This window comes from Prochlorococcus sp. MIT 1318 (assembly GCF_047304505.1).
GTDB classification, from domain to species: domain Bacteria; phylum Cyanobacteriota; class Cyanobacteriia; order PCC-6307; family Cyanobiaceae; genus Prochlorococcus; species Prochlorococcus marinus_D.
In genome coordinates this window covers 1,354,600-1,375,280 of record NZ_CP138958.1, presented here as the reverse complement: position 1 = coordinate 1,375,280, position 20,681 = coordinate 1,354,600, and the positions used below count along the sequence as shown (strand labels likewise).

Here is a 20,681-nt window from a genome sequence, read left to right as displayed (position 1 = left end):
TTATTTTTTTTGCCGCTTATCGTATACAACATAGCTTGATGTTTTATTTGAGCCATCTGTGCTTGCTTGATCATCACTAAAGTTGCTTTGTTGGCTCAGTGATGAGATTCTTCTTGTGCTCAAGATAATCCTTCCATTAAGACTGCTGCTTTAGGTAAATACATGTGGCTGATCGATGGTGATCACCTGCCTTAAGTTATTGCTCAAGGCAGGTGATCTTTTGAATAAACTATGTCTATGCTAAGTCGCGGTGAGTGTGGATAGGCCTGCTTCCCTTCCTATCGCCATGCTCAACTTTCTTTTTTGCTGTGAGGTGTATTCACCTGGGTGCCTTGCTTATGAGTTATGCAGGAGGCGTTGAGTTGCAGTTTGGCATGTAAAAACATGGTGATGAGTTCGATCTCGATTAGCGAGGTTCATCACATGTTTGTTCAATCCTTTTAGCAATGGTCCTGCGAGTCTACGGAGGAATCAAAGCTCAGCTCAAGTGAGCCAGCCAGCGCTAAGGATCACTGCAAGAGTGAGGAATATGGCTAGGCATGTCCAGGTGATCCTGTCCAAGGTTGCCTCGGCACTGCTGGTGCTTGTGAAACTGGAGCTGCCGCTAGCGGATATCCCTCCCATGCCACCACCCTTGGGGCTATGCAACAGGACCAACAACATCAAGAGAACGCCAGAAGCGACCCAGACCCAGGAGAGAACAGAGGTAATCATGGCCTCAGTCTAGGGATGTGTTGATCATGCTCTGACCTCAGCTCGCAATCGTTCGCCTCAAACGGGTTGAGGGAGTCGTGCAGAGGGCGTTGGTGAATCAATGGCTTGAATCAACGATAAACCTGACATGGCATCGGGCTTGGGTAAATCCAGAAGTTGCAGCAGCGTAGGTGCGATGTCAGCCAGGCCACCACCTTCACGCAGCTGGATGTCATTGCCGTAGCCAGCGAGCTTGCGTTTCTCTCCTTCTACCAAGATCACAGGTACGGGATTCGTGGTGTGAGCCGTCCAAGCCTGACCATCTGAACCTTGCATCAGTTCGGCATTGCCATGGTCTGCCGTGATCAACAGAGTGCCGCCCATTCGTCCGGTCGAATCCAGCAATCGGCCGATGCAGCGGTCCACGATGCTGATGGCTTCCTGAGCGGCTCCCATCACACCGGTGTGCCCGACCATATCTGGATTGGCGTAGTTGATGACGACCAGTGAATACACACCACTCTCAATCGCGTTCACACAACTCTCGGTCAGCGTGTCTGCGGACATCGCTGGAGCCAGGTCGTAGGTGGCCACGCGGGGGGATGGCACAAGATGACGCTCCTCGCCTGCTAGTGGCTGTTCGATGCCACCATTCATGAAATATGTGACATGGGGATACTTCTCTGTTTCTGCGGTGCGGTATTGGCGTAGGCCGTGTTCAGAGACCACCTGACCGAGCAGATCGTCGAGTGATTCGGCGGGGAAGGCTACTCCTACAGGGAGATCGTGTTCGTACTGGGTGAAGGTAACGACATCGAGGCTGGGCTGATTGGCTCGAGGGAAACCATCGAAGTCTGGAAGAGTGAGGGCTTGCACCAATTGCCTGGCGCGGTCAGGACGGAAGTTGAACATCACGAGGCCATCCCCGTCTTTGAAGTAGTTATTGCTAAGACGTGTGGGTTCTAGGAATTCGTCGGTGGTTCCGTTGGCATAACTTGCGCTGAGAACGTCTTCGGCAGTGACTCTGCTGATCGATTGATTTGGGTCAGTGAGTACCTCATAGGCCCTGATCGTGCGCTCCCAGCGGTGGTCACGGTCCATGGCCCAATAGCGGCCGCAGAGGCTGGCTAACTCACCTACTCCACTGGCGTTGATGGCGTCTTCGATTTGGTGGAGGTATTTGCTCGCGCTTTGAGTCGGGGTGTCTCGTCCATCGGTGATGAGATGCACTGCCACTTTGTTGAGCCCAGCGGCGGCAGCCCAGTGCAAAAGACCGCAGAGATGGTTGATATGGCTATGGACACCGCCATCGGAGCAGAGTCCCAACAGGTGAAGCGTGCCGTCAGACTTGCGCAACCGTTCGGCTAGGGCAATCAGGGCAGGAATTTGCCCCAGCCTTCCGGCTTGTACGGTTTCACTGATGCGAACGAGCTCCTGACGGATCACCCGGCCAGCACCGATGGTGAGATGACCGACCTCAGAGTTGCCCATCTGGTTGTCTGGCAGCCCGACAGCGGCACCACTGGCTTCGATCAGGGTGTGGGGGTAGGCATGCCATAGGGCATCCATGATTGGAGTCTCAGCACTACGGATGGAGTTGTGCTCAACTTCCTCACGATGTCCCCAGCCATCAAGGATAGCCAGCACTACAGGTGCAACTCGGCTGAAATGCCTTGATTTTCCGGAACTGCTGCTGGGCATGTTCACACGCGGCTATTGCTTATTAAGGACTTCTCCGGATTGAAGTTACTTCCTCCTTTGGTCTTGGTCTGCATTTGTGCTGACTTCCGTCAGCTTTTACGCATTGATTGTTGTTGGAGGCAAGAGAAGATCGGCATAAACTCACGTCTTAATCGTCACGACCATGATCGACAAAGGTAGTGATGAACGGGTTGAGATCCTCTCTGACCAGGAGCTCGGTCGCACCCTTTCGCGCCTTGCTTCTCAAGTACTCGAGTCTGTTGCTGATAGTCGGGAGCTTTTGTTCCTGGGAATTCCTACGCGAGGTGTGCATCTGTCTCGTGTCTTGGCCAAAGAGTTGGAACCAATTGCTGGCCATAGCATTGATCAGGGAAGTTTGGACCCCACCTTTCATCGTGATGATCTGGGTCGAGTCGGTACTCGGATGGTGCAACCCACCGATCTCCCCAACAGCGTTGAGGGGCGAGAGGTTGTGTTGGTGGATGATGTGATTTTTACCGGCCGCACAGTGCGCGCTGCCCTTGAAGCTCTTCAGGCCTGGGGCAGGCCTCAGCGGGTGATGTTGTTGGTGATGGTGGATCGCGGGCATCGTGAAGTGCCGATTCAACCAGATTTCTGTGGTCGCAAAGTGCCGACTCGTCGCACGGAAAGCATCGAATTGCGCCTGTCTGATGTGGATGGAGAAGAGGGGGTTTACTTGCGCCAGTTCCCTTGATGAGGACAACACGCTGAACTGGTGGACTTTGTGTTGATGCATCGGCGTTGTTCGTCTTGATGACAGAGGTCAGTTCAGCCCATGGTCGTCTTGCCTTTGGCTTGCGTTGAGGTTGGTGTGGATGAATCAATTACTGCACGGTGCCAAGCTTTTGCTTGCCTAGCCGCTCCCCACTGCGTAGATCTAGCCCCTCCATCTGCAGCTGGGCATCGTCATCGATGGAGAATTGCAACCTCAGGCAGTCTTGCCCCGGCTGACCGGGTGGTTGTAGTGCAAGCGAAGTTGTAGGGCAGGTTCCTGGCCAGGGATGCAGTTTGCGCTCTGCTGGCTTTGATTGCAGGGTTGGCATTCCATCGATGTAGATGACCTCATGGCTCTCGTTGATGTCTGGCTCAGCAAGCACCACCTCCAACTCCAGTTGATCGATCCGGCTGGCGGCCAGCACAAGCTCAAGGGGGGCGGTTGTTGGCCAGGGCTGACCAGCGAGGAACAGCGGATGCCAATGATGTTGTCCACCTCGCTGATCCCAGCAGCGCAGAGATACTCCGCGGTGCAGTACATCCTGAACTTTGACCCCCGGTGTGAGTTGCAGGGCTCCAACAGCAACGGCCTCTATGGGGGGAGGCGTGAGGAGTGGGGCTGGTTGCGTTTGCTGCTGCAACCAACTGCGAACGAGGGGGATTTGTGCGCCGCCGCCGACGGCTACGACCCCCTGTAGGTCTTTGATTTCGCAACCATTGCCACGTCCCCTTGCCAGGGTTTCATTGAGCAGGCTGGCCAGGCTGTTAAGCAAGCCTCTGGCGATGAGCAGCTCTTCCAGCTCCCTGCGGCAGAGACGTAGAGGCAGGACTTCATTGCCTTCTGAATCGGCGACAATCTCCAGCTGGGTAGCCTCAGCGCGAAGATCCACCTGGCTAAGGCGGCATTTGAGCCTCTCTGCAGCATTGAGGAGCGTTTCTGAGAGCGGAACGTCGGGATAAAGATGATTGGCAATCCAATGATCGAGGTCCCGTCCACCCAGCTTCAGTCCAGCCTTGCCAAGCACGCGTGCGCAGCGCAGGGCTTGTTTGCTGCTGTCCTGAAGATCTTGGCCAGCAAATCGAAGTAATTGGGCGATTGGAGCCGCCCGTCCTTCACCACCTTCGAGGGCCACGAGGGAGAGATCAATGGTGCTGCCACCTATGTCCATCACCAACAGCTTGGAGCCTGGGGGTAGGCCGGCACCCATTGCAGCAGCGGTGGGTTCATCAACCAGGGCGATCTCTTCGACCGGCAGTGTTGTGCAGACCTGATTCAGCCAGGTTCTATAGGCGCGATAGCTCTCCACTGGCGCAGTGAGCACAAGACGTCGCACCTCGATATGGGGAGGGAGTCGGCGCCAGATCTGCTGCAGCAAGATTTCTCCGGCCTGTTCTGGCGAGAGGCAAGAGCCATCGCTTTTGCTTGGATGAGGTGCACCGATCCAGCGCTTGAAGTCTCTGCTCAAGCTTGGGTGACCCTGCCCCACCAGGCCTGCTTCGTCCACCTGTTGCCCCACTAGAGGGTTGGGGTCATTGCTTTGGCCGGCCCAGATCAAACTGGGGACTTCGCCTGGGCGACGGCTGATTGGTGGGAGATCGAGAAGTTGAGGGCTGTCAGCACGTTCAGCCTGGAAGGCCACAACCGTGGTGGTGTTCCCAAGGTCAATGGCAAGGGTGCCAACTTGTTGGAAAACCTGAAGCTTTTCTTCGCCCTCTGGGGGCATGTCCATGGCCATGGCCAGGTTGTAGTCATTACTAGGCTAAGAGACAATGACGATGGATCGGTTGCAGCGCCTGGTGCTCTCTTTTTATCGAGAGGACCCTTGCATTGAGGCAGAGCTCGAACCGCTGCTCGATTGCCGCATGACCCGCAGTTGGGGGAGCATCCGGATTGAGTGTGTGGATGAAGAGCACTTGGAGGAAGTCAGCGCTTTGCTGAGCCATCTGAGGCTTCCCTTGGCGGCCTTGGGACTTGGCCGGCAGATTGTTTTGCGGGTGCCGGGTTCTTTACAACGGAGCTATCCAATGCATGTGCCCTTTCACAGTGATCTATTGGCCTAATGCTGAGCAGCGCTCGCCTACAGTGACCTTGAGAGATAAGAAGTTTCTGTGATCACATCGGGAGTGGAACCCAAAGACCTTGCCAAGCGTGGGGAGAGTCTCATCCGTCAGTCAAGCAACCGCTACCTCACTACTGTTCGAATTGCGTTTCGGGCGAAGCAGCGCCGTTTCGATGATTTTGATGGCCTTTTGGAGGAATCGAGTGTGAAACCGGTTCAGCGAGCCATCGTTGAACTAAGCGACGAGCAGGACCAACCGGATCTGCTGCCTGGCTGAGGTGATGATTCAACAGGATGGCCCTGGCTGGCGACTTGCCAGGGACCCTGCTAGGACAGCCTTTCCGGTGCTGATTGGAGGGGAAGGCTGGGCTATCGAGCTCACTCAAGATGAGTGGCAGTGTTTGCAGTCTCTGGTTGTTGAGCTCACTGATCAACATCAGCAGCTTGTTGATCAGCTGCTGGCAGAGGAATCTGTCTGCCTGGAGATGGAACGTCAGCCGTGGTGGGCTTGTCTGGATGGTGATCGTCACAGCTGGAGCCTGCAGGTGATTTTGCAGGGCGATGGCGAGAAGGCCCGTGGCGCTGAAGGATGTTGGTCGGTGCCTGCTGCGCAAGCGATGGCCACTGCGATGAGAACCACCTGGGACTTTGATCAATGATTAGAGAGGCTGATCGATAGCGGGATCATTGATCTTTCCCCGAGCTTGCGCAAGGTAATTCACAACTTTTCCACAGCTTGCAGGTTTGAATCGCCCTCTCGGCTCAAGCATGTGGAAAAAGGTCTGCTTAGGTGCTTGCCCACTTGACGTGGATCGTTCTTGCTTCCCATCGAGACTGCATGCTGACAGCCTTGCTGAGGAAGGCTGTCAGGGCGTTGTTCTCGCCATGAGATTGATTGAGACGAGGCCTTTGGGTAGGTCTTGACGGAAGTGGTTCAGGTGTGGAGAACTGGTGTCGTGTTCTGGAGTCAAGATGCACTTGAGGGATGTCCAAGAGATCGCAGAAGAAACTGTGAGACAACCGATGGTGCAAGCTCAGAAGGTGCAATCCCAGGAGGTTGTAGAGGATGCCAGGCTGGATGGAGTGGTCAGCTTCCAGGCCGAACTGCCTCTGCCTCTGCAAGAGGCCATGGCAGGCTTTATCGAGACATGTCCCAATTGGGATCAGTATCGATTGATCAAAGCAGCTTTGGCTGGCTTCCTTGTGCAGAACGGGGTGGATTCAAGAGAGATCACCCGTCTTTACGTGGCCAACATGTTTCGCAGCGATTCTCTGATGCAGGGATTTTGAATGTTGCTGCTGGCTTATTCGTTAGTGGCAGCAGGGTGCGCCTTACTTGGCGGAAGCGTCGTTAGTTGGCTTCTGGTTCGAGCACCAGACATGTTCTTGGCATATGGTCTGACGACAAGAGCAGCTCTTTAGTGTTTGTCTTTTAGGAAGGCTTAGTGGAGTGGTCCAAGCCATTGCAGCAGATCATTGGCAGTGCTTTTGGGAATCGGCAAGATTGAGAGGCGATTGCCCTTGCGAAGCACTGGTAGTTGCTCAGCGCTGTATTTGTCCCGCAGACTTTCTAGACTTAGCAGTTCACTAAAGCGTCCGAGATAATGCAGTCGAACGCAATCCCAGCGCGGCTTGTCTGCTGATGACTTCGGGTCGTAGTACTTGGCTTTTGGATCAAATTGTGTGGGGTCTACCAGGCCAGTTTCAATGACCTCCATGAGCCCTACGATTCCAGGAGGCTTGCAGTTTGAGTGATAAAAGAATGCCTTGTCTCCTATGAGCATCGAACGCATAAAATTGCGTGCTTGGTAGTTGCGAATCCCATCCCAGAGGGTGCTGCCTTCTTTTTTGAGGTGGTCGATCCCGTAGGCATCGGGCTCGCTTTTCATCAACCAGTAGTTAGGGCCTTGTTTTGCCATGGGATATCAAAGGAAAGTGGTGGTTTGGATAAAGTTTTGCTAGCCCCCTTCCTCAGGGTCTTATTCGTTATGAACCTTTCTAGCTAATCGAGCTATAGAGGCATTCCTTTGAAAAGGTAATTAACTTGATGTCAATCCCTATTGAAAGTCTGTGTCTTTGGATCTGATTGCTTGCTATCGCAACACTGGTTTCGAGGCTGTTGCTGATGGGGTTATGTCATTCTTTGATCAGCGCCTTGATCTTCAACATAGTGGAGTCGCATTCGGTAATGACTCATCTTCATCCGAGGCAGAACCCGCCAAAGTGTCAACCGATATCAGCCTTGTTGCAATAGATCGCTCAGATCCAGAGGCATTTGCGCTTTCAGATGTGATTGTTCGAGGTGTTACTGCTGCTCTCGATCAATATCTTCAGGATCGTCCATTATTGAGAGACTGCTCTCCAGAACAGTCTCTGTTTGTTATTCCGATTTTCAATATCCAACGTTATGCCCCTGGGGAAGGTTTCAAACGCTGGCATTGTGATTGGACTATCAGCGATGAGGCAACAGAGCCTGTTCATAGAATGCTTGCTTGGATCCTTTATTGCAATGATCTTGATTCGGCTGGTACTGAGTTTTATTGGCAGCAACATCATGAACCTGCAGAGCGAGGAAAGCTAGTTATTTTCCCTGCAGGCCCATCTCATATTCATCGTGGCCGAGTGAATCATAAAAGCACTAAAACGATTGCTACAGGCTGGATTAATGCAGGCAGTAGAGACTCTTATCTTACGCGTTTGGCAGCCTCTTGAAACTTTTTTTTCAAAAGCAAATTCTCAGCCCAAGACTCATAATTTTTTTACACTGAGTTCGTTAAATGTTGATTCTGCGACTCTTTAGTGAATTGTTGCCTTTGCTGGCACTCGGCTATTTGATTGGTCGCTTTAAAGCAGAACTTGCATCTCAAATAGCGTCACCTCTTATCAACTTTGGTATACCAGTAAGCCTGATGGGTCTTCTGCTCAAGAGTGGGATGGATTGGCGCCTTTTTGAGGCCCTTGCGATGTCATTTCTTGCGATTGGATTGCTGATAGTTGTCATTAGAACTTTCCCAAAAATCAGAACTATTATTGGTAATCGAAGTTTGCTGTTGGGTAGTGTCTTTGGGAATTCAGGCCATTTAGGGATTCCTGTTTCATTGGCTCTTCTGCCAAGTCAAGCACTCAGTTTTAGTATTGGTTATGACCTTGCCTCCACGTTACTTGTATGGAGTTTAGGACCCATACTTTTCGCAAACTCCTCATCCGAATTGAAGGGCAGAGCTGCTTGGACTAATCTTTTACGTGTTCTGACTAGTAGTCCTGCGACGAAGGGACTGGTTGGGGCATTTTTTGTTCAGTTAACTCCATGGAATGATCAAATCACCTCTGCTCTTTGGGCCCCATCCAGAATTGTGATTGTTCTAGCTCTAATGATTGTTGGGATCCGTTTGGGCTCTTTTGGGTCTGTTAATAATCCAGGAATTAGAAACTTGTTCTCATTAGTTGGGCCCAGCTTGCTGATAAAGCTGATGTTTCTTCCTGCCTTAATGTTGACTCTTGCCAAGGTTTTTGGTTTGTCAACTTTGATGTCTAATGCCCTTGTCTTGCAGGCGGCTACACCCACAGCTATATCTGTTTTGTTGTTAGCGGAAGCAAGTGGTAAGGAGCAACACATTGCAGCTTCTTTAGTAGCATGGAGTACTTTGATTTCATTGGCGACAATCCCTATTTGCTATTTAGTTCTTCAATCGATTAATTAATTCAAGAATTGAAGTTATTCCCAAAAAAATGGTAGAGGCGACTTCTTGTTAATGAATTGCCTGAGCTGGCTAACGATTTTTGATTCCCTAAGTATCTTGGCTCTCTTTCAATAGGAAGTTTTCACTGCTTACTCGTTGATGGTCTGTCTTATATTGGCCATGGTTGAGGTTTTAGGACTTGATAGTCGTGCTGCTGCTAAGGTGTATTTGGAAAGCATTTATCGATGAGTTTTAGAGAATGCTAATTGTGGTAGCAGTGATAAGATCTAGGCCTACAGATTATCAACAATGAGTTTATATCAACGATGTTAAGTCGTCTCAGCAATTGCAGTGCTTGAGTAGAGCGGGAATGAAGCATACCAATCTGGGCTTTTACTTGCTAAGTTCTTCGCGCTTGCAAATTCTAAACGCACTATGATGAGCGCGAGCAGTCTGCAAATCTTACCGATGGATTTTTCTGGTCCGGGTGCAATTGATCAAGCGATTGAGGCAGGGATAGATCTTGATGGCAGCCAAATTCCTGTGGAGATGCTCAAACTCTACAAGGAAGTCATGGATCAAGAAGGTGCGAGAAAGAGGAGTGGAGTGAAGAAGTCTATGCGTAATCGTATCGTCCGTTCAGGAGCCAAGCATTTCGATCAAGAGACCCTCAATCAACGTCTTATCGCTGCTGGATGGGAAGGCTTGAAGTCAAAGGAAATTGAGTTTTTCTTTGGCTGATTGAGACCACATAAGTGCGATATCTTTGATAAACGATTTGTCGATCGTTAACCTTTTGCTGGCTACCTCTAGGACGAGAGTTGTTATTAAATAGACACTTGTATTCGTCAATAAATTTTGATTTGACTATTCCTTTGTGCCTTGGTGTGATTAAATTGATTAGTATGAGGGTGATTGTTCTTTGTCTAACCGCGAAGCCAAGCATGACATCAGAATGAAAAGTCTCCCTGCTTCACAGGAGCTTTTAAAGCTTGAAGCCTCGGCGAGAAAGCAAGGCAGCGGGATTGAGATTAATTCACTCAATGGACTTTGGAAGTTTGTATCTGTTTGGAAGCAAGGCAAAGAGAAAAAAGACTTCTTCTCTTCTTTGATGCTTCGATTTTTTTCTGCGAGCCTAGAGCTCAGGCAAGAGAATGGGAGTCATGAATGCTTGCCTTTGGTGATTGCTAACTCTGTTGGCATTGGCTTGCTAAAGCTTGAATTCACAGGTCGAGGAGAGCTCAAGGGATCGCAGCCTCTACTGCCTTTCTTTTTTGATCGAATCACAGTTAGTTTTGCTTCAAGGGTTTTATGGAGCCGCTCGCTTGATGTGCCCGAAGAGAAAGAAAGGCCTTTCTTTGCTCTGATCTCAATGGCGCCGAACGGAGAGTGGCTTGCGGCTAGAGGCCGTGGGGGCGGCCTTGCGCTTTGGCTCAAGGGCTATATCAATCAAGCAGCCCATTAAGGTTTAATATTGCACTGGCTATTAGTAATCGATAAACCAGTGGGATTGCATTTACAAATAGAATACCAGTAGCATCATTATCGAACAGAGTAATGAGCATGAAGTTGCAGCTAGTGATCAGTTAGCCGTAAATTAGGCCGTTAAATGTGGTGCAGTTAGGTTGCGGAAATGTTCGCCGCGGGCTTCGAAGTCTTGGTATTGATCAAAACTTGCGCAGGCAGGTGAAAGCAACAGGCAAGCGGCTTGTCGCTCTAGGCCCAGTGGAATGGCCAAAGTCACAGCAGCGTTGAGGTTGCTGCAGCAATGCAACTCACCACGAGAACTAGAAGGATGTTATGTAGATTTGGCAGAGAAAATTTTGCCTAGGAAAATTTGACAATATCTCTGATGTCATTGTCAATGGCTCTTGGGAGCATGATTTGCACAAGGGCTTTTCATATTTGTTGTAAGAAGCAACTTAATCAGGGTTAGTAAGAGATAAATGCTGATGCACTATTGTATCTTTTATAAGGCTTTTACTTGCCCCAAAGCTGGAGGATTGCTTCGATGACCTCCACTACAATTCTGAACCTCTAGAGCAGCTTTCAGGCTTCTCACCAGTAATAGGCAATGGCTGATAATTGATAGTAAAGAGTTTTTTTAAGTAAAGAAGTTATTTTGCTATTTGATTGATCTAATTTTAATAGCAGGTTGCAGATCTCTTCTTGGTTGGAAGTGAATGCTTTGTTTAATATTTCCCGAGGTTTGTATTCTGGGAATGGCTTTAGAGTTGCAGTTAGTTGTCTGATTGGGAAAGTAGGTTCAAATTTATTGCCAATGGGTAAATAATCAAGCAACAACTCATTGTCTTGATTTTCCAAGTGGATTAAACCTTCTATTCCTGATCCTCCTTGAATTCGAACTGGTTTCTTAGTTGTGGATACATTGATTATGATAGGGAAAGAAAATGCAAAAGGCTCTTTGCTGCTAAAGCCATAGCCAAAAAACATCCTTATTGGATCATTGCCTTTAGAATAACTATGTAGGAACTCATGATCCCCTTTTTCCTTTTCAGTGGAAATTCCTGAATTCGCATTCGTTGAGAATGTCTGAAAATTATGATTGTGATTGACGAGTTCAAAAATAGGAGCTAAGCATTTCTGGTTTTTGTAATCTATAAATCTAGACTGGATAAAATTGTTAAATATAACTTCTTGCCAATTTCCTTTATGCCTAGCCTTTAAGTCTAAAGCCCCTAAGTTTTCAAGCAGTTTAATAACCTCAAATGGTAATTCTCTAAGGCCAACCTCGAACTCATTGATCTCGTCCCATATACAAGCTTCAAAGGCAATAGATTTAAGGTAATTATCTATGAATATTTTTGTTTCAGGTGTATAAGGAGAGTCGCGATTGATTTTTATTTCTTTGGAGTCAATGTGTAGGTATTTAGCATTAATCAGCAAGTCTTCTGGAACTTGAATTTTTGATGGAAGTTCTGGATCCAAAGGGAATATTCCTCTCCCATATGCCCCTTTTCTGAGGTCGATATTTTCTGCTACTCCACCAAGAGCCCGAAATTCAATCAGGATTTGTTGCCAGGAATTAACAGCCATCTTTTTTAAATGAATGCTGTGGGGATAGTCCGATCAATCAAGTCAATAGAATGATCTCTCAATTAAACCAAATTTAAATCGTCTAGTTAGATGCGGTAATGGATCAGTATGTTTCTATTTATTACGTCGAGGTGAGCTCAAGGGAAGGAATTCTCTACTGCCTTTCTTCCTTAATTGAATCACACTTGGCTTTGCTTTAATGGTTTTATCGTGCCGCCAGATTGATGAGCTGAAGAGAAAGAAAGGCCTTTCTTTTCTCTGACCTCAATGGCCTTAAACGGAGAGTGACTTGTGGCTAGAGGCCGTGGGGGCGCCCTCGCGCTTTGGCTCAAGGGCTAAACCAATCAGCTCATTAAGGTTTAATGTTGTACTAGCTATTAGTAATCGATAAGGAAGTAGGATTGACGTTGCAAATAGAGCGTAATCTGCATCATTGCCGAACAGAGGAATGAGTTATGAAGTTAAAGCTAGTGATCAGTTATCCGCAGATTAGGCCGTTAAATGTGGTGCAATTAGATTGCGGAAATGTTCGCCGCGGGCTTCGAAATCTTGGTACTGATCAAAACTTGCGCAGGCAGGTGAAAGCAACAGGCAAGCGGCTTGTCGCTCTACGCCCAATGGAATGGCCAAAGTCACAGCAGCGTTGAGGTTGCTGCAGCAATGCAACTCACCACTGAAGCCAGACGTTTTGATCAGCTCTTGCAGTTCTGAAGCGCCTGCACCAAACAGGATTACAGCGCAGGCTTTCTGATCCAATTGCTTGAGCCATCCAGAAGCCTCGCCCTGTTTGGTTTGCCCACCTGCCAGCACAACGGCAGGAGCAGGGACGGCCTTGAGGCCCACACAGGCGGCGTCATAGTTCGTGGCCTTGCTGTCGTTGTAGACGCTCATTTGCTGGATATGCCCAAGCTGTTCGAGTCTGTGAGGCACGCCTGGGAATGAGCGCAGGCTGTCTTCGATGGCCTTTGCTGGCAACCCCGTTTGCCGGGCTGCGGCTGTCACTAGCAGCAGGTTTTGAAGATTGTGTTGTCCAGGCATGGCTAAAGCCGAAGCGGCAAAAAGCGCTCCTTGCGGTTCTCTAACCAGCCCCTCCGCATCAATCCAAAAGTCGGCGCGATGGTTTGCAGTACCAGGCCCTTCGCTGCTCACCCACAGCCCCTTATCCCAGCTGGATCTTTGGCTGCGCAGATCTGGATCATCGCCATTGAAGATGCGGATCTCTGAGCGCTCCAGTAGGCCACGCTTGATCGTTCGGTAAGCATCAAGGGTGCCGTGGCGTTCGAGGTGGTCGGGGGTGAGGTTGGTCCAAATGCCAATGCGTGGGGCAATCTCAGGGGCGGCTTCGATCTGATAACTGCTGAGCTCCATGACCAGCCAGTCGGGGCGCTGTGCGTTTGGTTGCCGCCATTTGAGTGCGACTTCAGCCGCGGCATGGCCAACATTGCCGCCCATTGGTGCTCTGAGGCCATTGCTTTCAAGCACATGATTGAGCAGGTGGGTCACTGTTGTTTTGCCATTCGTGCCGGTAATGGCGATCCATGGCAGATGGCTCAGGCTTCGCCAGGCCACTGCCATCTCTCCATCGATGTCGATGCCGCGTTGACGCAGTGCAGTCAGTGTTGGGTGGTCCCAGGCGATGCCAGGGCTGATGACCACGGCATCAAGTTGATCAAGCAAAGGGATGAAGCTGGTCAGCTCTAGAGGTTTGCCTAGCTCGACAGCAATTCCCTGCAGACGTAGATCAGCTGCCAAGCTTTGGAGATGGGGCTCGATGCTGCGCTCAAGCACTGTGACTTGATGTCCCTCTGCTTGCAGAAGTCGTGCCGCACCGATGCCGGAGCGTCCAAGCCCCACGACCACAGTGCGTGCCATCGATGAGTCCTATGTTTGTAAAGGGAGTGGGCGATACTGGAATCGAACCAGTGACTCCTACCGTGTCAAGGTAGTGCTCTACCTCTGAGCTAATCGCCCGCGCGGCCCTTCCAGAAGAGTGAGTGGTGACCAGTGGCTTTTCAAGCAGCGAAACTAGCAGCCTGACGATACGAATCTTCAGTGCCGCAGCATTTCCACCCGCCAGCGCTGACGCTTGGTCATTTCCAGCGCCAGCACTTTCAGAGTGCCTCGACCCTGAAGTTGCAGGCGATCGCCCACTACAAGTTCTCGACTTGTTTGTCGGACTGGTTCCCAGTTCAGGCGCAGGTGACCTTGCTTGATTTGATTGACCACCTTGGCCCGCGATAGACCAAAGCCGGCCGAGGCGATTGCATCGATCCTGCAAGAGGCCTCAACACTGTTCAATCGGCGGGTCAAGCGGTGGGCTGGTGGCTGCAGTTGAGCAACTGCCACGGCTTCACAGATGATCTCAACCTCTCTTACTTTGCTGCTGCGGCCGTCGAGGTTGACGGCTAACTCTGGAGTGCAAAGGGCTTGTGCACCGCGATCACCGCGAACCCAAAGATCTCCAAGTTGTTCTGGTCGAGCGTCGATCGCCTCTAGGGCTTGGCGGAGATCTGTTGGGCTGGGGGAATCAAATAAAAAGTTGCCATGCAGCAGCAGACCATGAATCGGGGCTGTTTGTGAGGGAGTGGGGTGCTGGTGATCTTCGCTGCGCCAGCAACACAGCCGCTGGCGTTCAGCGCCAGGGTGACCACCGTCGGCGTGCCAGTGCAGATCAGTGAGGGTTGAAAATCGATGCAGGGCTTCTTCCCGCAAGGGGGCAGAAACAAATGCACTCCAGCTGGGCTGCCAGGTCCGTAACACTGTGTCTGCCTGGACCAGCAGGGCTTCCATGCCTTGTGGATCCAGGCAACCTTTGAGCAGCTCTTGCCGCGGCAAGATCACAGTTCGCTGAGGCTCGTTAAGGCGAGGGGATTGGCTTCTCGTAGCACTTTCCAGGGCAACTCGATGCCTATCGGTGTCTCCAGCAGCAACAGCCATTGGCCTTGCTGATGGCGATTGCGCAGGATGCGAACGTCTTCAGCGTCTGGAATTTTGACGCTGATTGCGGCTGCATAACTACCCATCCAACCTGAGACGAGGCCCAGCAGTCCACCGATGATTGATGCACCCAAGCTGCCGTAACTGGCAAAGGTATCCATGTCTGTACTGAGCGTGATGGCGATGCCGAGGATGAAGCCAAACGGCAGCAACCAGACGGCCATCAGTTTTTGACGACGGCTACGGGTCAGCTTGGGGCTCAGCCTCTCGATTGAATCAATGTCCATCGATTGGAGTGGGTTGCCATATTCCTTGGGTTCTGAGGCCGTTCTCTCAGGTTGTGTTTCTGAGTTGGTTGCCGGCTGAATCAGCTCACAGCGGGTTAGCGGGGTCTCTGCTGCCTTGAGTTGTTCATTCAATTGATCTGCGTGGTCTCTTTCGGCGAGAACAAGAACGCAAATAGCCATACAACACACCTCAATCGTTTGAATTCTGAACCCTGTTTTGTGGTCTGCAGGGCTTGGAGCATGTAGATCTCTACAGTGCCCTGCTGCAGTCTTGCGCCGGTTGATGACGAAAGTTCTGGTTTCAGACCCTATCGACCAAGCGGGAATTGACATCCTCGCTCAGGTTGCACAGGTGGATCAGCGTGTGGGCCTGTCAGAGGATGACCTCAAGGCGATGATCGGCGACTACGACGCTCTGATGATTCGTTCTGGCACGCAAGTCACGGCGGATGTGATCAAAGCCGGTGCACGTTTGCGCATCATTGGCCGGGCGGGTGTTGGCGTCGATAATGTGGATGTGCCGGCGGCCACCCAGCAGGGTGTTTTGGTGGTGAATTCGCCGGAAGGCAACACCATTGCTGCTGCCGAACAAGCGTTGGCTTTAATGCTTTCGCTCTCTCGGCATGTGCCTCAGGCCCATGCCAGCACGATGGCTGGGGGTTGGGATCGCAAGAAATATGTAGGGAACGAGCTCTATAAGAAAGTTCTTGGCGTGGTTGGGCTCGGCAAGATCGGCTCCCATGTGGCCCGGGTCTGCAATGCCATGGGTATGGAGGTCATCGCTTACGACCCCTTCATCTCTGCGGACCGTGCTCAACAGATGCAGGTGCGACTCTCAAGCTTGGAGAATCTTTTTGAGCAGGCCGACTACATCACTTTGCATCTCCCTCGTACTCCCGATACCGAGAATTTGGTCAATGCGGAATTGCTGGGCAAGATGAAGGCCACAGCAAGGCTCGTGAACTGTGCTCGCGGTGGCATCATCGATGAGTCAGCCCTTGCTGATGCCTTGACGGCTGGAGTGATTGGCGGGGCTGCCTTGGATGTTTATGCCCAGGAGCCATTGGCTACCGATTCGCCGCTGCGCTCTGTGCAGGAGCGCTTGATCCTTACGCCCCACCTTGGAGCTTCGACGACGGAGGCGCAGGAGAACGTGGCTGTGGATGTGGCGGAACAGATCCGAGACGTCCTGCTTGGCCTCCCTGCCCGTAGTGCCGTGAACATCCCTGGCCTCAGTGCAGAGATCATGGAGCGGCTCAAGCCTCACTTGCAATTAGCCGAGACCCTGGGGCTGTTGGTGAGCCAGCTCTCCGGAGGACAGTTGCAGGAGCTTGAAGTTCGTCTTCAGGGGGAGTTCGCTCAGCATCCCTCTCAGCCTCTGGTGATTGCTGCTCTCAAGGGCGTGTTGACCAGTGCCCTTGGCGATCGGATCAATTACGTGAATGCGTCCTTAGAAGCCAAGGGCCGTGGCATTCGTGTCTTGGAGGTCAAGGACGAGACAAGTAAGGATTTTGCCGGGGGGTCCTTGCAACTGACGACTCGTGGTGACCAGGGCGGTCACAGCGTGACGGGTGCGGTGTTTGCCAATGGCGATTTGCGTATCACCACCATTGATGAATTCCCGGTCAACGTGTCACCTAGTCGACACATGCTGTTGACCAGGCACCGCGATATGCCTGGGATCATCGGTCAGTTGGGCTCCGTGCTTGGTGAACACAACGTCAACATTGCATCGATGCAGGTGGGGCGTCGCATTGTGCGCGGTGATGCGGTGATGGTGCTGAGCATTGATGATCCAATTCCGCCCAGCTTGCTGGTCACCATTCATGCGATCAATGGCATTAAGGAAGCCCATCCGGTCACCCTCTGATCAAGGCTGATGAGATGAACTCTGCGTCTGCTCTTCGCTGGTGGCGTCTTTCTCTGCCCATTGCAGATGAGCTGGAAGAGTCGCTCATCTGGAAGCTGACAGATCTGGGTCTCTGCCGACTTGCTGTTCAACATGCGCCTGAGAACTCTGAGCGCACCCTGTTGGCATGGTTGCCATCGTCTGAGTGGTCCGAGTCGGACAGAGATCAGCTGATGGCAAACCTGCGTCCTCTGGCAGAACCGTTTGGCCTGAAATTAGCCAACCCCACTTGGTGCGAGGTGGCCGATGAAGACTGGAGTTTGAACTGGAAGCAAGATTGGCAACCCGATCCGGTGGGGCAGCGCTTGTTGATCTTGCCGGCTTGGTTGGATCTGCCGCAGGAGTATGCCGATCGGCTTGTTGTGCGAATAGACCCTGGCAGTGCTTTTGGCACTGGCAGCCACCCAAGCACTCGCCTTTGCCTGGAGGCACTGGAGAGGAACCCACCGCTGGGTTTGAGGGTGGCAGACCTCGGCTGTGGAAGTGGGGTGTTGGGTTTCGCCGCACTTGCTTTTGGAGCTAGACAGGTGCTGGCCGCTGATACGGATTGCCAGGCTGTCTGCGCCTCTAGAGCTAATACAGAGCTCAATCAGCTCGATTTAGATCGTGTAAGGGTTGTGCATGGTTCTGTCGAGGCTTTGTCAGCGCAGCTGCAGGGAGAGGCCGTCGACCTGCTGCTCTGCAACATCCTGGCGCCTGTGATTGAGGTTTTGGCTCCAAGTTTTGATCAGTTGTTGAGTGCCAATGGTCGAGGTTTGCTAAGTGGTTTGCTGGTGAAGCAAGCGCCAAGGCTTCAGATGGTTGTGGAGGCGCTGGGATGGCGGGTGAATAGCCTGACTGAGCAGGGCTGCTGGGGGCTTTTAGATGTGTCTAAGCGGTAATTCTGCGCAAATTTTTACATAAGCCAGAGTTATCAGTACTCGTTCTTTGATTGGCCTTAGCCGGGCAGATTGCACGATCAGACTGAATTTCTACCGGGAGGGTGTTAGAAGGAGCGGTCCAGGGGCGTTTTACTTCTGGATTTCTATGCGTTTCCATCCATTCCATGGCTTCCTACAAAGTCACCTTGATCAGCGAGAGCGAGGGCCTGAACAAGACCATTGAGGTTCCCGATGATCAGTACATCCTTGATGCTGCTGAAGAGCAGGGCATCGACTTGCCCTATTCCTGTCGTGCTGGGGCCTGCTCCACATGTGCAGGCAAGCTCACAGGTGGTTCTGTGGACCAGTCTGATCAGAGCTTCCTCGATGACGATCAGCTTGAAGCTGGTTTCGTGTTGACCTGCGTTGCTTATCCAACCTCTGATTGCACCATCAAGACCCATGCTGAGGAAGAGCTCTATTGAGCTCAGGGCAGTTGTCTCTGTTCCCGATCAGTGCTTGCGAATCGGGATCCCATCAGCCACCCTCAGCGGGTGGCTTTTTGCTTCAAGGTGGTCTTGATGACTCTGTTTTAGATGTGACGCCTGTTGCCCCTGCCAGAGCGGATGTCGATGTTGTGTTGGCGCACGGCAGCATTCACACCAGTCCTGGTGGGCAATACAGTTTTCGTGTGATCGGTTCTTGTTGCCGGCTGTTTGATCGCGAGGAACTGCCATGGCCTTGCTGTCGGCTTGCCTGGCGGAGCAAGGAGCCAAGTTGGCGACGTGTGGGCCGGCGCTTTGTTGCTGATCTAGCGGCTCGTCGTTGTCCGTCTTATGTCGTCGAGCTATTGCAGCCTGGTTCAAAGCCCGCAGTTACAGTGCTGACGTTGTTTTCTCAGCGTTTGACGCCGGATTTGCAGGAGTGGTGGTATAGCCGTGGGCAGCTTTCAAAGGACCCCGCAAATCTGCTGCCAGCTTCGATGCTGAATGCAAGCGAAGAGGCCCCATCGTGTTGATCGGCTAAGGGCTGATTGGCTACTGGTTTGTCATTTCGATCAACTGTCAACTTGTGGTTAGTGAGATTCGCTTAGACAGCTGATCGAAGTTATTGATAGAGCATTTGTCAGCTTTGGATTGCATCAAGCAGAAGCCAAAGCAGCTTTCCTTGAACGAGGCTATGGGTATAGAAGCAGCAAATGATTTGCGGAGAAGGAACGTATTGATAAAATTATCAGCCTGGAAATTGCTATTGATTGTGCTGAAGAGGCTTTACAAAAGCCTTGTTGAAACATGATTTGGTTATGAGTAAAGACAAGAAGAAATGAGATCACTTACCTCATGGATTGACTGGGATTGGGATGATGTTTATTTGTCTCCATCTCTCAACCGAAGCGGCTGCAAGTAAAGCCAGAAACCCCGAAGTCATTTCATCCATTGACGCAAAATCAGTTGGCAGGTGGAGGTATTACTGTGCCATTCTTTGGCTTGCGATTGATGACTCATTTTCGTTTTACCTGGTCATAGATACCAAAGAATGTTATTGATAACTGCAGGCCATGCTTCTGCTAGAAGTGATCCTGGCTAGCTGATTAGTAACTTCAATGAGAGGTTAAAGAGAACCCTCTTGAATGACTAATCTTTGCTTTCAGTTCTGCAATCCAAATGCTTAAGCAAAGTGTTCTTGAGCAAGCTGTTGAGAAGGCTTGATTGCTGTAAGGCTTGTCTTTTGCGGCAATCCTTGGCGATGAGCAGCAGATCTTTGTTTAGAGCGCAGGCGAAGCCTCTCAGAGGCGATTGTTTTTAAGATCGGCGCCTGATCAAGGCCAAGCCTTCAAGCCAATCATTCCTCCCAGCGCGAGAGCGACAGGGCAGGCGGATTCAGTCTTGAGGCAGAGCCCCTCGCCTGCAACCTCCTCTTTTGATCCAGGGCGAGTTGCTAGTTCCCCTGGGGGGTTGAGAGTGAGCAACAGACAAGCCTTGTCTCGTAGAAGAGATATCTCTCAATCAGCTTGTTCAATCAGTAATCACGACGGCAACAAACACTGGAGTTTTAGATCGCTATTGATTTTAAATCGCGATTGAAGATAAGACTCTGGCGAGCGAGCTCACTGCCAATTTTTTAGTCAAAAAAAGGACCCCAGCTTTAGCTGAGATCCCATGATTGTTTTTGCTTCTTAAGCGATCAGAAGTAGATCTTGCCACCACCCCATTGGTCGCCCTGTACTTTCTCAGCCGTGAGGATGTAACCGGCGATTAGGCGCAGGTCTTCATCGTTGAGCGTGCGCATCTGAACGTAGACATCGCTGCTGCTGATGCCTGGGTGGGTGTCGGCAATGCTGTATTCCCCGTCATATGACATGGGATTTTTCAGGAATTCGACCAGGCCGTCGACGTTGTCACGAGCAGGTGATGCCAGTGAGAGAGCCTCAAGGTCGAGACCAACGTTTTGATTGGTCTTGGTGACGCCTTGGTTATGGCAGGTGGCGCAGTTGCTTTTGAAGAGCTTGCTAGCGCTCTTGATTTCTGACTCGGTGAAGGTCACCTGCTGTCCGCCTGAGCCTGCGGGAACGGTGAGGGTCTCGGCATCCCATTGGGCAGCCATGGCCGGAGAGCTAATGCTCAAGCCAATTATTACGGGCAACACGATCAATAGTTTGATCAGGGACCGTCCCAGGGATGCAAAGAGAGAGGCCATGGAATACGCCAGTTACTGACAGAAGCGACAACACCTTGTATCACGGGGCGGGAGCTCTAAGGGCC

The 20,681-nt window shown here is 51.3% G+C and carries 24 protein-coding genes and 1 tRNA gene; 13 read left to right on the top strand and 12 right to left on the bottom strand.

Translation table 11 applies throughout. The features are described from left to right. Positions 1-483: 483 nt before the first annotated feature. Both secG and gpmI read right to left on the bottom strand, forming a co-directional pair. Complete coding sequence (gene secG / locus SIB66_RS06870) at positions 484-714, bottom strand: preprotein translocase subunit SecG (RefSeq protein ID WP_011825182.1); 231 nt, start codon at positions 712-714, stop codon at positions 484-486. Positions 715-771: 57 nt separating this feature from the next. Next, complete coding sequence (gene gpmI, locus SIB66_RS06865) at positions 772-2,394, bottom strand: 2,3-bisphosphoglycerate-independent phosphoglycerate mutase (RefSeq protein WP_063406578.1); 1,623 nt, start codon at positions 2,392-2,394, stop codon at positions 772-774. A gap of 163 nt (positions 2,395-2,557) precedes the next feature. Between gpmI and pyrR the strand changes: the two genes are divergently transcribed. Continuing rightward, the gene (pyrR, locus tag SIB66_RS06860) at positions 2,558-3,109 is read left to right on the top strand and encodes a bifunctional pyr operon transcriptional regulator/uracil phosphoribosyltransferase PyrR (RefSeq protein ID WP_063406431.1); all 552 of its coding nucleotides are present in this window, start codon (positions 2,558-2,560) and stop codon (positions 3,107-3,109) included. Positions 3,110-3,239: 130 nt separating this feature from the next. Here the strand turns inward: pyrR and SIB66_RS06855 are convergent, their stop codons facing one another. Next, a complete protein-coding gene (locus SIB66_RS06855; RefSeq protein WP_063406430.1) occupies positions 3,240-4,865 on the bottom strand; it encodes an Hsp70 family protein in 1,626 nt (541 codons plus the stop codon). A gap of 40 nt (positions 4,866-4,905) precedes the next feature. On the opposite strand from SIB66_RS06855, the gene SIB66_RS06850 reads away from it, so the two are divergent. From SIB66_RS06850 to SIB66_RS06835, 4 genes are all read left to right on the top strand, one after another. Further along, on the top strand, positions 4,906-5,190 hold the full coding sequence (locus SIB66_RS06850; RefSeq protein ID WP_063406577.1) for a hypothetical protein: 285 nt from the start codon (positions 4,906-4,908) through the stop codon (positions 5,188-5,190). Positions 5,191-5,238: 48 nt separating this feature from the next. After that, positions 5,239-5,466 carry a DNA-directed RNA polymerase subunit omega gene (locus SIB66_RS06845; protein ID WP_011130810.1) on the top strand — a complete coding sequence of 76 codons (228 nt, stop codon included), beginning with the start codon at positions 5,239-5,241 and terminating at the stop codon, positions 5,464-5,466. Positions 5,467-5,470: 4 nt separating this feature from the next. After that, positions 5,471-5,848, top strand: a complete 378-nt coding sequence (locus SIB66_RS06840; protein ID WP_063406429.1) for a DUF1818 family protein — start codon at positions 5,471-5,473, stop codon at positions 5,846-5,848. A gap of 364 nt (positions 5,849-6,212) precedes the next feature. After that, positions 6,213-6,479 carry a DUF2811 domain-containing protein gene (locus SIB66_RS06835; RefSeq protein WP_063406576.1) on the top strand — a complete coding sequence of 89 codons (267 nt, stop codon included), beginning with the start codon at positions 6,213-6,215 and terminating at the stop codon, positions 6,477-6,479. 152 nt (positions 6,480-6,631) lie between these two features. On the opposite strand, the gene SIB66_RS06830 is transcribed toward SIB66_RS06835, so the two are convergent. Next, positions 6,632-7,108: an EVE domain-containing protein gene (locus SIB66_RS06830; protein ID WP_063406428.1), complete on the bottom strand. Its 477-nt coding sequence runs from the start codon at positions 7,106-7,108 to the stop codon at positions 6,632-6,634. Positions 7,109-7,265: 157 nt separating this feature from the next. On the opposite strand from SIB66_RS06830, the gene SIB66_RS06825 reads away from it, so the two are divergent. The 4 genes from SIB66_RS06825 to SIB66_RS06810 all read left to right on the top strand — a co-directional run bounded on the left by SIB66_RS06825 (position 7,266) and on the right by SIB66_RS06810 (position 10,334). Beyond that, positions 7,266-7,901, top strand: coding sequence for a 2OG-Fe(II) oxygenase (locus SIB66_RS06825; RefSeq protein WP_063406575.1), 636 nt, complete (start codon positions 7,266-7,268; stop codon positions 7,899-7,901). A gap of 65 nt (positions 7,902-7,966) precedes the next feature. Beyond that, positions 7,967-8,890, top strand: coding sequence for an AEC family transporter (locus tag SIB66_RS06820; protein WP_063406427.1), 924 nt, complete (start codon positions 7,967-7,969; stop codon positions 8,888-8,890). A 447-nt stretch (positions 8,891-9,337) separates the two neighbouring features. Next, positions 9,338-9,610, top strand: a complete 273-nt coding sequence (locus tag SIB66_RS06815) for a DUF4090 family protein (protein WP_063406426.1) — start codon at positions 9,338-9,340, stop codon at positions 9,608-9,610. A 214-nt stretch (positions 9,611-9,824) separates the two neighbouring features. After that, positions 9,825-10,334: a hypothetical protein gene (locus tag SIB66_RS06810; RefSeq protein WP_063406574.1), complete on the top strand. Its 510-nt coding sequence runs from the start codon at positions 9,825-9,827 to the stop codon at positions 10,332-10,334. 132 nt (positions 10,335-10,466) lie between these two features. On the opposite strand, the gene SIB66_RS06805 is transcribed toward SIB66_RS06810, so the two are convergent. From SIB66_RS06805 to SIB66_RS06780, 6 genes are all read right to left on the bottom strand, one after another. Further along, positions 10,467-10,643 carry a hypothetical protein gene (locus SIB66_RS06805; protein WP_413681203.1) on the bottom strand — a complete coding sequence of 59 codons (177 nt, stop codon included), beginning with the start codon at positions 10,641-10,643 and terminating at the stop codon, positions 10,467-10,469. 284 nt (positions 10,644-10,927) lie between these two features. Further along, the gene (locus tag SIB66_RS06800; RefSeq protein ID WP_063406425.1) at positions 10,928-11,926 is read right to left on the bottom strand and encodes a hypothetical protein; all 999 of its coding nucleotides are present in this window, start codon (positions 11,924-11,926) and stop codon (positions 10,928-10,930) included. Positions 11,927-12,415: 489 nt separating this feature from the next. Next, positions 12,416-13,798 (bottom strand): UDP-N-acetylmuramoyl-L-alanine--D-glutamate ligase, encoded by a 1,383-nt coding sequence (gene murD / locus SIB66_RS06795; RefSeq protein WP_063406424.1) that lies wholly within the window; start codon positions 13,796-13,798, stop codon positions 12,416-12,418. 27 nt (positions 13,799-13,825) lie between these two features. Continuing rightward, a tRNA-Val gene (locus tag SIB66_RS06790) sits at positions 13,826-13,897 on the bottom strand. Between the two features lie 78 nt (positions 13,898-13,975). Continuing rightward, positions 13,976-14,767, bottom strand: coding sequence for a photosystem II S4 domain protein (locus SIB66_RS06785; protein WP_063406423.1), 792 nt, complete (start codon positions 14,765-14,767; stop codon positions 13,976-13,978). After that, positions 14,764-15,330: a hypothetical protein gene (locus SIB66_RS06780; RefSeq protein WP_063406422.1), complete on the bottom strand. Its 567-nt coding sequence runs from the start codon at positions 15,328-15,330 to the stop codon at positions 14,764-14,766. Before SIB66_RS06780 ends, SIB66_RS06785 begins: the two co-directional genes overlap by 4 nt. 103 nt (positions 15,331-15,433) lie before the next feature. On the opposite strand from SIB66_RS06780, the gene serA reads away from it, so the two are divergent. The 4 genes from serA (at position 15,434) to SIB66_RS06760 (ending at position 18,937) form a co-directional block, all read left to right on the top strand. After that, positions 15,434-17,020, top strand: a complete 1,587-nt coding sequence (serA, locus tag SIB66_RS06775; RefSeq protein WP_063406573.1) for a phosphoglycerate dehydrogenase — start codon at positions 15,434-15,436, stop codon at positions 17,018-17,020. A 14-nt stretch (positions 17,021-17,034) separates the two neighbouring features. Continuing rightward, the gene (prmA, locus tag SIB66_RS06770) at positions 17,035-17,940 is read left to right on the top strand and encodes a 50S ribosomal protein L11 methyltransferase (protein ID WP_063406421.1); all 906 of its coding nucleotides are present in this window, start codon (positions 17,035-17,037) and stop codon (positions 17,938-17,940) included. 164 nt (positions 17,941-18,104) lie between these two features. Continuing rightward, positions 18,105-18,404, top strand: coding sequence for a ferredoxin (locus SIB66_RS06765; RefSeq protein WP_011130797.1), 300 nt, complete (start codon positions 18,105-18,107; stop codon positions 18,402-18,404). A gap of 113 nt (positions 18,405-18,517) precedes the next feature. After that, complete coding sequence (locus SIB66_RS06760) at positions 18,518-18,937, top strand: hypothetical protein (protein WP_063406572.1); 420 nt, start codon at positions 18,518-18,520, stop codon at positions 18,935-18,937. Between the two features lie 801 nt (positions 18,938-19,738). On the opposite strand, the gene SIB66_RS06755 is transcribed toward SIB66_RS06760, so the two are convergent. Beyond that, positions 19,739-19,888 carry a hypothetical protein gene (locus SIB66_RS06755; RefSeq protein WP_236070258.1) on the bottom strand — a complete coding sequence of 50 codons (150 nt, stop codon included), beginning with the start codon at positions 19,886-19,888 and terminating at the stop codon, positions 19,739-19,741. Between the two features lie 215 nt (positions 19,889-20,103). Beyond that, complete coding sequence (gene psbV, locus SIB66_RS06750; protein ID WP_011130795.1) at positions 20,104-20,616, bottom strand: photosystem II cytochrome c-550; 513 nt, start codon at positions 20,614-20,616, stop codon at positions 20,104-20,106. Positions 20,617-20,681: the final 65 nt, after the last annotated feature.

What these genes read in the sequence shown, in the direction of transcription:
- secG (WP_011825182.1), bottom strand. Translation starts at nt 714, where the DNA reads ATGATTACCTCTGTTCTCTCCTGGGTCTGGGTCGCTTCTGGCGTTCTC.
- gpmI (WP_063406578.1), bottom strand. Translation starts at nt 2,394, where the DNA reads ATGCCCAGCAGCAGTTCCGGAAAATCAAGGCATTTCAGCCGAGTTGCA.
- pyrR (WP_063406431.1), top strand. Translation starts at nt 2,558, where the DNA reads ATGATCGACAAAGGTAGTGATGAACGGGTTGAGATCCTCTCTGACCAG.
- SIB66_RS06855 (WP_063406430.1), bottom strand. Translation starts at nt 4,865, where the DNA reads ATGGCCATGGACATGCCCCCAGAGGGCGAAGAAAAGCTTCAGGTTTTC.
- SIB66_RS06850 (WP_063406577.1), top strand. Translation starts at nt 4,906, where the DNA reads ATGGATCGGTTGCAGCGCCTGGTGCTCTCTTTTTATCGAGAGGACCCT.
- SIB66_RS06840 (WP_063406429.1), top strand. Translation starts at nt 5,471, where the DNA reads ATGATTCAACAGGATGGCCCTGGCTGGCGACTTGCCAGGGACCCTGCT.
- SIB66_RS06835 (WP_063406576.1), top strand. Translation starts at nt 6,213, where the DNA reads ATGGTGCAAGCTCAGAAGGTGCAATCCCAGGAGGTTGTAGAGGATGCC.
- SIB66_RS06830 (WP_063406428.1), bottom strand. Translation starts at nt 7,108, where the DNA reads ATGGCAAAACAAGGCCCTAACTACTGGTTGATGAAAAGCGAGCCCGAT.
- SIB66_RS06820 (WP_063406427.1), top strand. Translation starts at nt 7,967, where the DNA reads ATGTTGATTCTGCGACTCTTTAGTGAATTGTTGCCTTTGCTGGCACTC.
- SIB66_RS06815 (WP_063406426.1), top strand. Translation starts at nt 9,338, where the DNA reads ATGGATTTTTCTGGTCCGGGTGCAATTGATCAAGCGATTGAGGCAGGG.
- SIB66_RS06810 (WP_063406574.1), top strand. Translation starts at nt 9,825, where the DNA reads ATGAAAAGTCTCCCTGCTTCACAGGAGCTTTTAAAGCTTGAAGCCTCG.
- SIB66_RS06800 (WP_063406425.1), bottom strand. Translation starts at nt 11,926, where the DNA reads ATGGCTGTTAATTCCTGGCAACAAATCCTGATTGAATTTCGGGCTCTT.
- murD (WP_063406424.1), bottom strand. Translation starts at nt 13,798, where the DNA reads ATGGCACGCACTGTGGTCGTGGGGCTTGGACGCTCCGGCATCGGTGCG.
- SIB66_RS06780 (WP_063406422.1), bottom strand. Translation starts at nt 15,330, where the DNA reads ATGGCTATTTGCGTTCTTGTTCTCGCCGAAAGAGACCACGCAGATCAA.
- serA (WP_063406573.1), top strand. Translation starts at nt 15,434, where the DNA reads ATGACGAAAGTTCTGGTTTCAGACCCTATCGACCAAGCGGGAATTGAC.
- prmA (WP_063406421.1), top strand. Translation starts at nt 17,035, where the DNA reads ATGAACTCTGCGTCTGCTCTTCGCTGGTGGCGTCTTTCTCTGCCCATT.
- SIB66_RS06765 (WP_011130797.1), top strand. Translation starts at nt 18,105, where the DNA reads ATGGCTTCCTACAAAGTCACCTTGATCAGCGAGAGCGAGGGCCTGAAC.
- psbV (WP_011130795.1), bottom strand. Translation starts at nt 20,616, where the DNA reads ATGGCCTCTCTCTTTGCATCCCTGGGACGGTCCCTGATCAAACTATTG.